Consider the following 12,130-nt stretch of genomic DNA (forward strand, 5'->3'; position numbering starts at 1 on the left):
GTCTATTAAATCAATTACTCTTCAGAAGAGAAACCTGCGTTTAATAGTGCCGCTAAGTTGTCAGTCGCTTGCTCAGCTGATGGCCCTTCTTGCTCCACAGCTTTTTGCTTTTGACGTTCTTGGTGGTATGCGAAACCTGTACCCGCTGGAATTAGACGACCAACGATTACGTTTTCTTTCAGACCACGTAGCTCATCACGCTTACCAGAAACAGCTGCTTCAGTAAGTACACGCGTCGTTTCTTGGAACGATGCAGCAGAGATGAACGACTCAGTAGCAAGAGACGCTTTAGTAATACCTAGTAGATCACGCTCGAAACGTGCAGGTTGCTTGCCTTCAGCTTCAAGCTGACGGTTTGCAATCGTTACGTTAGCAAATTCTAGTTGCTCACCTTCAAGGAAAGTAGAATCACCAGAATGTGTAATCGTACACTTACGTAGCATTTGACGAACGATAGTCTCAATGTGCTTATCGTTAATCTTAACGCCTTGTAAGCGGTAAACTTCTTGAACTTCGTTAGTGATGTATTCAGTAACTGCATGGATACCACGTAAACGTAAGATATCATGTGGAGTTTCTGGACCATCAGAAATAACGTCGCCACGTTCAACTTTATCACCATCAAAGATGTTAAGTTGACGGTGTTTATGAATCATTTCTTCATAAACTTCGCCGTTATCATCACGAGTGATCAATAAGCGTACTTTACCTTTAGTTTCTTTACCAAACGCAACAATACCTGCGTGCTCAGCAAGAATTGCTGGCTCTTTAGGTTTACGAGCTTCAAATAAGTCCGCAACGCGTGGAAGACCACCGGTAATATCTTTAGTACCACTTGACGCCTGAGGAATACGAGCTAGTGTTTCACCGATACCTACGTTACCACCATCTGCAAGGTTAACAATCGCCTTACCAGGTAGGAAGTATTGTGCTGGCATTTCAGTGCCAGGGATCATGATGTCACGACCGTTCGCATCAACAAGTTTCACTGTTGGACGCATGTCTTTACCAGCAGAAGCTCGCTCAGCCGCATCAAGGATAACGATTGAAGATAGACCAGTTAACTCATCAGTTTGAGTTGTAATTGTCACACCATCAATCATGTCCACGAATTGAACTTGACCTTGTACTTCTGTGATGATTGGCATTGTATGCGGATCCCAAGATGCGATCTTGTCGCCTTGGTTAACTGCATCACCATCTTTCTTAGAAAGAATCGTACCGTAAGAAAGCTTGTAGCTCTCTTTTGTACGACCATGCTCATCAATAACCGTCAATTCAGAAGCACGAGACGTAATAACTAAGTTACCTTCGCCATTTGTTACGTGCTTAGCATTATGAAGTTTGATCGAACCAGTCGTTTTAACTTGAATGCTGTTGTCTGCTGCTGCCGTAGATGCCGCACCACCGATGTGGAACGTACGCATCGTTAGCTGTGTACCAGGTTCACCGATTGATTGAGCAGCGATAACACCGACTGACTCACCTTGGTTTACCATATGGCCACGAGCCAAGTCACGACCGTAACAGTTAGCACAACAACCGAAATCTGCTTCACAGCTTACTACTGAACGTACTTTAATTTGGTCAACTGAGTTTTCTTCAACAACTTGACACTGCTTCTCATCAAGAAGTGTGTTACGAGGTAGAAGAACTTCATCAGTACCAGGTTTCAATACATCTTCAGCAACCACACGACCTAGAACACGTTCGTGTAGAGGCTCTTTAACGTCACCACCTTCAATTAGAGGAGTCATGGTCACACCTTCGTATGTACCACAGTCATCTAAGTGAACAACCACATCTTGTGCAACGTCTACTAAACGACGAGTCAGGTAACCTGAGTTCGCTGTTTTAAGTGCTGTATCGGCAAGACCTTTACGCGCACCGTGCGTTGAGATGAAGTATTGGTTTACGTTTAGACCTTCACGGAAGTTCGCCGTGATCGGTGTTTCGATGATTGAACCATCTGGTTTAGCCATCAGACCACGCATACCTGCTAGCTGACGAATCTGAGCTGCAGAACCACGAGCACCGGAGTCGGCCATCATGTAAACGCTGTTAAACGATTCTTGTTGCTCTTCTTCACCATCGCGGTTAAGCACTGTTTCTGAAGACAGGTTATCCATCATCTCTTTAGCAACTTGTTCGTTTGTTGCTGCCCAGATATCGATAACTTTGTTGTAACGTTCGCCCGCAGTTACAAGACCAGATTGGTACTGTTCTTGAATTTGCTTAACTTCTTCTTCTGCATCAGCAACTTTCGTGTACTTAGCATCAGGGATAACCATGTCATCGATACCAACAGACGCACCTGATAATGCTGCGTATGCGAAACCTGTGTACATGATTTGGTCAGCAAACACTACTGTGTCTTTAAGGCCAAGAGTACGGTACGCTTCGTTTAGTAGGTTAGAGATTTGCTTCTTACCTAACTTCTGGTTAATGATGCTGTAAGGAAGACCTTCTGGAACGATCTGCCATAGCATTGCACGACCAACAGTCGTATCAACCAGTTTAGTTTCACGAGTCTCAATACCGTTCTCATCACGAATAACTTCAGTGATACGAACTTTAACGCGAGCATGTAGCTCAGCAACACCTGTACGGTATGCTTTTTCAGCTTCAGCAAAACCTTCAAGGTACATGCCTTCGCCTTTCGCGTTAATTTTTTCACGTGTCATATAGTACAGACCTAATACAACGTCCTGAGAAGGTACGATGATTGGGTCACCTGATGCTGGCGACAGAATGTTGTTTGTCGACATCATTAGGGTACGTGCTTCTAATTGAGCTTCCAGAGTTAGAGGTACGTGTACCGCCATCTGGTCACCATCGAAGTCGGCGTTATATGCCGCACACACTAGTGGGTGAAGCTGAATCGCTTTACCTTCGATTAGTACTGGTTCAAACGCTTGAATACCAAGACGGTGAAGTGTTGGTGCACGGTTAAGCAATACTGGGTGTTCACGAATTACGTCATCTAGGATATCCCAAACGATCGCTTCTTCACGCTCTACCATTTTCTTAGCAGCTTTGATTGTCGTAGCAAGACCACGGCCTTCTAATTTGCTATAGATAAATGGTTTAAATAGTTCAAGTGCCATCTTCTTAGGAAGACCACACTGGTGTAGACGAAGTGTTGGACCTACTGTAATTACAGAACGACCAGAGTAGTCTACACGTTTACCAAGCAAGTTCTGACGGAAACGACCTTGCTTACCCTTGATCATATCAGCAAGAGATTTCAGAGGACGCTTATTAGAACCTGTGATCGCACGACCACGACGACCGTTATCAAGCAGCGCATCAACAGACTCTTGCAGCATACGTTTTTCATTACGTACGATGATGTCTGGTGCAGCTAGGTCTAAAAGACGCTTCAAACGGTTGTTACGGTTAATCACACGACGGTATAAGTCATTTAGATCAGACGTAGCAAAACGACCGCCATCTAGTGGAACTAGAGGACGAAGATCTGGCGGAAGAACTGGTAGTACAGTAAGGATCATCCATTCTGGGTTGTTACCAGATTGAACAAACGCTTCTACTAGTTTCAGACGCTTAGTCAATTTTTTACGTTTTGTTTCAGAGTTAGTAGTTTCTAACTCTTCACGCATATTTTCAATCTCAGCGTGCATATCCATAGAAGCAAGTAAATCTTTAATTGCTTCAGCACCCATCTTAGCGATGAATTCGTCACCGAATTCTTCTAGCTTATCAAGGTACTCTTCTTCTGAAAGAAGTTGGCTGCGCTCTAGATCAGTCATACCTGGCTCAGTAACCACATATGATTCAAAGTAAAGTACACGCTCAATATCACGTAGCGGAATGTCCATTAACAAACCAATACGAGACGGCAGTGACTTCAGGAACCAGATGTGCGCAACTGGAGACGCTAATTCGATGTGGCCCATACGGTCACGACGAACTTTAGTTTGCGTTACTTCTACGCCACATTTTTCACAGATAACACCACGGTGCTTAAGGCGTTTGTATTTACCACATAAGCATTCGTAGTCTTTAACTGGGCCAAAGATACGTGCACAGAAAAGACCGTCACGTTCTGGCTTAAAGGTACGATAGTTGATTGTTTCTGGCTTTTTAACTTCACCAAAAGACCATGAACGAATTTGGTCAGGTGAAGCAAGACCGATTTTGATTGCATCAAATTCTTCAGTCTTATGTTGTGCTTTCAGAAACTTTAATAAGTCTTTCACATTCGGCTCCTGTAAGGAGAAAAAAGGCGCTCGGCGAGCGCCTTATATTCTACCGGACAATCTCAATGAGATTATTCTTCGTCTTCTAACTCGATATTGATACCAAGTGAGCGGATCTCTTTCAACAATACGTTGAATGATTCTGGCATACCTGGTTCCATACGATGATCGCCATCTACGATGTTCTTATACATCTTAGTACGACCGTTCACGTCATCCGACTTAACGGTTAGCATTTCTTGTAGAGTATAAGCGGCACCATATGCTTCAAGTGCCCATACTTCCATCTCACCGAAACGCTGACCACCAAACTGAGCTTTACCACCAAGTGGTTGCTGAGTTACAAGGCTGTAAGAGCCGGTAGAACGTGCGTGCATCTTATCATCAACTAAGTGGTTTAGTTTTAGCATGTACATGTAACCAACAGTTACAGGACGCTCAAACGCATCACCAGTACGACCATCAAACAGTTTCAACTGGCCAGATTCAGGCAGATCAACAAGTTTTAATAGCTCTTTAATTGATGCTTCTGGAGCACCATCAAAGATTGGTGTTGCGATTGGTAAACCACCGCGTAAGTTCTTAATTAATGTACGAACTTCGTCATCAGACAATGCAGCGATGTCTACTTCTTGGCGAGTTTCACCAAGATCGTATACTTTTTGTAAGAAGTTACGGAACTTATGTAGTTCTTGTTGCTCTTTAAGCATTTGGTTGATCTTATCACCAACGCCTTTCGCAGCAAGACCCATATGAACTTCAAGGATTTGACCGATGTTCATACGAGAAGGTACACCCAGTGGGTTCAGTACGATATCTACTGGCTGACCTTTTTCATCATAAGGCATGTCTTCAACAGGGTTGATCTTAGAGATTACACCCTTGTTACCATGACGACCCGCCATCTTATCACCAGGCTGAATACGACGTTTTACCGCTAGGTAAACTTTAACGATTTTCAGTACGCCCGGTGCAAGATCATCACCTTGAGTGATCTTACGACGTTTAGTTTCGAATTTCTTATCGAACTCTGCTTTAAGCTCATCATATTGCTCAGCAAGCTGCTCAAGTTGATTTTGTTGTGATTCATCATCAAGAGTGATTTCTAACCACTGCTTACGATCCATCGCATCAAGCTTAACTTCAGAAGTACCTGCAGCAAGTAGAAGTGTGCGAACACGTGCTAATAAGCCACCTTCAAGAATCTGGAATTCTTCAGTGATGTCTTTCTTAGCTTCTTTAAGCTGCATTTGTTCGATTTCTAGAGCACGTTTGTCTTTTTCAACACCATCACGAGTAAATACTTGTACATCAATGATAGTACCTGAAACAGAGTTTGGTACACGTAGAGAAGAATCTTTAACATCAGATGCTTTTTCACCGAAGATCGCTCGTAGTAGCTTCTCTTCAGGAGTCAGTTGAGTTTCACCTTTAGGTGTTACTTTACCAACTAGGATGTCACCACCCTTAACTTCAGCACCAATGTAAACAATACCTGATTCATCAAGTTTAGACAGTGCAGCTTCACCTACGTTAGGAATATCTGCAGTGATCTCTTCTGAACCAAGTTTAGTATCACGAGCCACACAAGATAGTTCTTGAATATGGATTGTCGTGAAACGGTCTTCCTGAACTACACGCTCAGATACAAGGATTGAATCCTCGAAGTTATAACCATTCCAAGGCATGAACGCGATACGCATGTTCTGACCAAGTGCAAGCTCACCAAGATCCGTTGAAGGACCATCAGCAAGTACATCACCACGAGTTACAGGTTCACCAGGAAGTACTGTAGGACGTTGGTTGATACACGTATTTTGGTTAGAACGAGTGTATTTAGTTAAGTTGTAGATATCGATACCAGCTTCGCCAGGTACCAATTCTTCTTCGTTCACTTTAATAACGATACGAGAAGCATCTACTGACTGAACCATACCGCCACGTTTAGCAACAGCAGTTACACCTGAGTCAACAGCTACATTACGTTCAATACCAGTACCAACTAAAGGCTTATCAGCTCTTAGTGTAGGAACGGCTTGACGTTGCATGTTCGCACCCATTAGGGCACGGTTCGCATCATCGTGTTCTAGGAACGGGATAAGCGATGCAGCTACAGATACAACTTGGTTTGTCGCGACATCCATATATTGGATGTGTTCACGTGGGTGCAGTCCAGATTCACCTTTCTGACGAGCGATGATTAATTCATCAGCAAAAGTACCTTCTTCTGTTAACACGGCGTTCGCCTGTGCAATAACAAAAGTACCTTCCTCGATAGCAGATAGGTAATCAACATCTTCAGTAACAACACCATCAACAACACGACGGTATGGAGTTTCTAGGAAACCATACTCGTTACATTGTGCAAATGCTGACAATGAGTTAATTAGACCGATGTTTGGACCTTCAGGTGTTTCGATTGGACATAGGCGACCGTAGTGAGTCGCGTGTACATCACGAACTTCGAAACCAGCACGCTCACGAGTTAGACCGCCAGGACCTAAAGCAGAGATACGACGCTTGTGCGTAACTTCTGACAATGGGTTGTTTTGGTCCATAAACTGAGATAGCTGTGAAGAGCCAAAGAATTCTTTAACTGCAGCTGAAATCGGTTTAGCATTGATAAGATCTTGAGGCATAATTGCATCAAGGTCACCAAGACTTAAACGCTCACGAACAGCACGTTCTACACGAACTAGACCAACACGGAATTGGTTTTCTGCCATTTCGCCAACAGAACGAATACGACGGTTACCAAGGTGATCGATATCATCAACCTCGCCTTTACCGTTACGAATATCGATCAGTTTACGCATAACCTCGATGATATCTGTCTCATCAAGAATGCCAACGCCTTCATCATTATCACGGCCAATTGAGCTATTAAACTTCATACGACCAACAGTCGATAGGTCATAGCGATCTTCAGAGAAGAATAGGCTTTCAAATAATGCTTCAGCAGCTTCTTTTGTTGGTGGCTCGCCAGGGCGCATCATTCTGTAGATTTCAACAAGAGCCGATAAACGGTCAACCGTTGAATCTGCACGTAATGTGTCAGAAATATATGCACCATGATCAAGATCATTCGTAAATAATACTTCGATCTTTTTATGGCCAGCTTGAGATAAATTAGCAAGATCTTCTAAGCTAAACTCTTGGTTAGCTGCAACAATGATCTCACCAGTGTCTTCATTCACATAATCGTGAGAAGCCACTTTACCTACGATATAATCTACTGGTACTTCGATATAATTTACTTCGTCTTTCGTCAATTGACGAATATGGCGCGCAGTAATACGACGACCGGCTTCAACATAAACTTTGCCGTTCGATTCAATATCAAATGTTGCAGTCTCACCACGTAAACGCTCAGGAAGTAATTCCATCATTAGCGTTTGATCTTTCACTTCAAATACAACTTTATCGAAGAATAGATCTAAGATTTCTTCAGTTGTCTTGCGAAGTGCACGTAAGATGATCGTTGCTGGTAATTTACGACGACGGTCGATACGTACGAATAAGTTATCCTTAGGATCAAATTCGAAATCTAACCATGAACCACGGTAAGGAATTACACGTGCGTTATAAAGAACTTTACCAGATGAATGGGTTTTACCCTTATCGCTGTCGAAGAAGACACCTGGGCTGCGGTGCAGCTGGGATACGATAACCCTTTCAGTACCATTGATTACAAAAGTACCATTGTCTGTCATAAGCGGAATTTCGCCCATGTAGACTTCTTGTTCTTTAATGTCTTTTACCGTGCCTGCAGGTGCGTCTTTATCGTACACAACTAGACGTAATTTAACACGTAGTGGTGCAGAATATGTAACACCGCGAATTTGACATTCTTTTACGTCAAACTCTGGTTCACGGAGATTGTAGCTAACGTATTCTAGCTTAGAGTTGCCATTGTAGCTCTGAATTGGAAAAACAGAACGGAAAGCAGCCTCAAGACCGTATTGCCCTTCAGGATCTTGCTCGATAAACTTAGTAAAAGAATCAAGCTGGATCGATAGCAAGTATGGTATGTCCAACACTTGTGGACGCTTACCAAAATCCTTACGGATGCGCTTTTTCTCTGTATAAGAGTAAACCATGGGGTTCCTCAGCTCGCTGATAAGTGACCCGAACCGTCCGCCTTCGAAAGGTTGGGACAGTGACTAATAACACTGTTTTCTGTAGGACATAATCTCTGATTGAAATTATGTTTTTTGCTCGGATATAGGGACTTTAAACAGTGTGAAATTACCCTAAACCCTACAGCGCAAAAAGGCCGGTGGTTAATAAACCACCAGCCATTAGCCGTTAGGCTATGAAACTAAGTAATAATTACTTGATTTCAACAGAAGCACCAGCTTCTTCTAACTGAGCTTTAAGAGCTTCAGCTTCAGCTTTGTCAACGCCTTCTTTTAGAGGTGCTGGAGCTGAGTCTACAAGACCTTTAGCTTCTTTCAGGCCAAGACCTGTAGCGCCACGTACTGCTTTGATTACAGATACTTTGTTTGCGCCAGCAGAAGTTAGGATAACGTCAAATTCAGTTTGCTCTTCAGCAGCGTCGCCCGCAGCTGCGCCACCTGCAACTACTGCAGCAGCAGCAGAAACACCAAATTTTTCTTCCATAGCTTCGATAAGCTCAACAACTTGCATTACAGACATTTCTGCAACTGCGTCTAGGATTTGCTCGTTAGTAATAGACATAACAATTCTCTTTTAAGTCAACAATAATTTATTTTGCAATCAAATAAAGCAGGGCTTATGCCGCAGCTTCTTCTTTTTGATCACGAACAGCAGCGATAGTACGTACCAGTTTAGCAGCAGAAGCTTCTTTCATGCACATCATTAGGCGTGCGATAGCTTCGTCGTAAGTTGGTAGTGTCGCTAGTACATCAGCATCAGTAACTACGCCTTCAAATGCAGCAGCTTTGATCTCGAAGTCTTTATTCTCTTTAGCAAAGTCTTTAAAAAGACGTGCTGCAGCACCTGGGTGCTCATTAGAGAATGCAAGTAGAGATGGACCAGTAAATGTGTCTTGTAGACACTCGTACTGAGTACCTTCTACTGCACGACGTGCTAAAGTGTTACGAACAACTCTCATGTAAACACCCGCTTCACGCGCTTGTTTACGTAGAGAAGTCATCGCGCCAACAGCAACGCCACGAGAATCAGCTACAACTGCAGAAAGTGCACCACTGGCTGCTTCGTTGACTTCAGCAACAATTGCTTTTTTGTCTTGAAGATTTAAAGCCATTTGGATTAACCTCTGGTTGTGATTACACCACTCACTACAAAATTGTAGGAGAGTAATTACGATGCATTCCCAGAAAACCAATTTAAAAAACTAGCTTTTAGTTCGGGCACCGTCTACGCAGGCTTTATTAAGCTCTTGCGAGCGCCTACGGTCTTGGACGGAGACTATTTAATATAAAATTAAACAGCCCCAACCATAAATTTGATAAGCGCAGAATTATACATTAATTCTACACTTTTGCAAATTAGTTTGTAGCAGTATCTAAAGTCGCTTGATCTAGAGATACGCCAGCACCCATTGTAGTTGAGATGCTTACCTTCTTCAGGAAAGTACCTTTCGCTGAAGTTGGTTTTGCTTTCTTAAGTGCAACTAAAAGAGCTTCTAGGTTCTCTTTAAGTTGAGCAGCATCAAAATCCACTTTACCGATAGTAGTATGGATGATGCCGTTTTTGTCGTTACGGTAACGAACCTGACCAGCTTTAGCATTTTTAACTGCTTCAGCAACGTTAGGAGTTACAGTACCAACTTTAGGGTTTGGCATAAGACCGCGAGGACCTAGGATAGTACCTAGTTGACCAACAACGCGCATTGCATCAGGAGAAGCAACAACAACGTCAAAGTTCATTTCGCCTTTCTTAACTAGCTCAGCAAGATCTTCCATGCCTACTAGATCAGCGCCAGCTTCTTTAGCTGCTTCTGCGTTTGCACCTTGAGTGAACACAGCAACACGGATGTCACGACCAGTACCGTGAGGTAGTACAGTTGCACCACGTACGTTTTGGTCTGATTTACGTGCATCAATGCCAAGGTTAACAGCAACGTCAACGCTTTCATTGAATTTAGCAGTAGCTAGTTCTTTTAGAAGAGCAACAGCTTCGTTGATTTCGTAGTCTTTAGTAACTTCCACTTTTTCGCGGATATTACGCATACGCTTAGTAAGTTTAGCCATTCTATTAACCCTCTACCACTAGACCCATTGAACGAGCAGTACCAGCAATTGAACGCTTCATAGCTTCAATGTCAGCACCAGTCATGTCCGCAGCTTTAGTTTCTGCGATCTCTTGTAACTGAGCGTCAGTAACAGTACCAACTTTCTCAGTGTTTGGACGACCTGAACCAGACTTAACGCCTGCAGCTTTCTTAAGAAGAACTGCTGCTGGTGGAGTCTTAGTTACAAATGTGAAAGAACGGTCGTTGTATACAGAGATAACAACTGGGATCGGTAGACCTTTCTCAACAGATTCTGTTCTTGCGTTAAACGCTTTACAGAATTCCATGATGTTCACACCGTGTTGACCTAGAGCAGGACCAACTGGTGGACTTGGGTTCGCCATACCTGCTGCAACTTGCAGTTTGATATAAGCTTCAACTTTCTTAGCCATAATATTTCCTAATTTTGGGTTCAAACGCCATCCAACTGGATTAGCTCCCCGTTAACAAAAACGCGCGAGATTATAGTAATAATTCGCGCGCTTTACAATAGTTTTGCTGATTTTTCGATCAGTTTTTTTCTACTTGGCTAAACTCAAGTTCAACAGGAGTTGCACGACCAAAAATAGAAACAGAAACTTTGATTCGACTCTTCTCGTAGTCTACTTCTTCAACAGTACCATTAAAGTCAGCAAATGGGCCTTCTGTAACACGTACCACTTCACCAGCTTCAAATAATGTCTTAGGACGAGGAGCTTCGCTCGCTTGCTCAAGACGATTTAAGATGGCATCAGCTTCTTTGTCTGTAATTGGCGCAGGGCGATCCGAAGTACCACCAATGAACCCCATTACACGTGGAATACTACGTACTAAGTGCCATGATTCATCATTCATGATCATTTGCACTAAAACGTAACCAGGGAAAAATTTACGTTCGCTTTTACGACGTTGGCCAGCACGCATTTCTACCACTTCTTCAGTTGGTACTAGTACTTCACCAAATAACTCTTCCATGTTATGCATTTTAATATGTTCGCGTAGCGATTGAGATACACGACCTTCAAAACCTGAAAAGGCTTGAACTACATACCAACGTTTCTTTGGAGCTTCACTCATGATCACTTATCCTCAAACACCTGTGATTAAGCCAATTAGTCTGACCATAATACCATCAATACCCCATAAAATCAGAGCCATTACGATACATACAGCTAGAACAATGAAAGTTGTTTGTGTTGTTTCTTGGCGTGTAGGCCAAATAACCTTTCTAACTTCCATTCTTGATTCACGAGCAAATGCAATTGCAGTTTGACCTTTTGCTGTGAAAGCAGCAATACCACCAGCAGCAGCAATTAATGCAACCACACCGGCAGCTCGAATAACAACAGATAAATCAGCTAGTAAGTAATTACCAACAACAGCAGCAGATAATAGAACTAAAACAAGTAACCATTTTACTGTATCAGCTGCGCCTGAAGTTTCTGTTGTCTCAGTATTTGTTTTCATAAACCAACCTGTGACATAACCATAATTTACTTCTATCACTTGATAGAAATTGTTAACCAGACTTAATATAGCCTAGTATCTTCATTCCATAAACCAACAATTTCGTTGATTCATCTGCGCTGTACTGTGTATTTTCTAAAAATGCAAAACAACACACAATACAACGCAGAAAAAGGGCATCAAATGATGCCCTTTTTACTAGTATTTAGTCAAATCTTAAGCA

The 12,130-nt window shown here is 42.7% G+C and carries 8 protein-coding genes; all 8 read right to left on the reverse strand.

Going from position 1 to position 12,130, the window contains the following annotated elements; genetic code table 11:
• Positions 1 to 14: 14 nt before the first annotated feature.
• The gene (gene rpoC, locus PVK63_RS18575) at positions 15 to 4,220 is read right to left on the reverse strand and encodes a DNA-directed RNA polymerase subunit beta' (protein WP_130049329.1); all 4,206 of its coding nucleotides are present in this window, start codon (positions 4,218 to 4,220) and stop codon (positions 15 to 17) included.
• Positions 4,221 to 4,291: 71 nt separating this feature from the next.
• Positions 4,292 to 8,320, reverse strand: a complete 4,029-nt coding sequence (rpoB, locus tag PVK63_RS18580) for a DNA-directed RNA polymerase subunit beta (protein WP_130088046.1) — start codon at positions 8,318 to 8,320, stop codon at positions 4,292 to 4,294.
• Between the two features lie 232 nt (positions 8,321 to 8,552).
• Positions 8,553 to 8,921 carry a 50S ribosomal protein L7/L12 gene (gene rplL, locus PVK63_RS18585; protein WP_130049331.1) on the reverse strand — a complete coding sequence of 123 codons (369 nt, stop codon included), beginning with the start codon at positions 8,919 to 8,921 and terminating at the stop codon, positions 8,553 to 8,555.
• Between the two features lie 55 nt (positions 8,922 to 8,976).
• Positions 8,977 to 9,471 carry a 50S ribosomal protein L10 gene (gene rplJ / locus PVK63_RS18590; RefSeq protein WP_130049332.1) on the reverse strand — a complete coding sequence of 165 codons (495 nt, stop codon included), beginning with the start codon at positions 9,469 to 9,471 and terminating at the stop codon, positions 8,977 to 8,979.
• A gap of 244 nt (positions 9,472 to 9,715) precedes the next feature.
• Entirely contained in the window at positions 9,716 to 10,420 is a 705-nt protein-coding gene (rplA, locus tag PVK63_RS18595; protein ID WP_130049333.1) for a 50S ribosomal protein L1, read from the reverse strand.
• Between the two features lie 4 nt (positions 10,421 to 10,424).
• Positions 10,425 to 10,853, reverse strand: coding sequence for a 50S ribosomal protein L11 (rplK, locus tag PVK63_RS18600; protein WP_130043788.1), 429 nt, complete (start codon positions 10,851 to 10,853; stop codon positions 10,425 to 10,427).
• A 118-nt stretch (positions 10,854 to 10,971) separates the two neighbouring features.
• The gene (gene nusG / locus PVK63_RS18605; protein WP_130043787.1) at positions 10,972 to 11,517 is read right to left on the reverse strand and encodes a transcription termination/antitermination protein NusG; all 546 of its coding nucleotides are present in this window, start codon (positions 11,515 to 11,517) and stop codon (positions 10,972 to 10,974) included.
• Between the two features lie 12 nt (positions 11,518 to 11,529).
• Positions 11,530 to 11,907 (reverse strand): preprotein translocase subunit SecE, encoded by a 378-nt coding sequence (gene secE / locus PVK63_RS18610; protein ID WP_130043786.1) that lies wholly within the window; start codon positions 11,905 to 11,907, stop codon positions 11,530 to 11,532.
• Between the last annotated feature and the right edge of the window lie 223 nt (positions 11,908 to 12,130).

Source organism: Aliivibrio sp. S2TY2 (assembly GCF_028765525.1).
Lineage (GTDB): Bacteria > Pseudomonadota > Gammaproteobacteria > Enterobacterales > Vibrionaceae > Aliivibrio > Aliivibrio finisterrensis_A.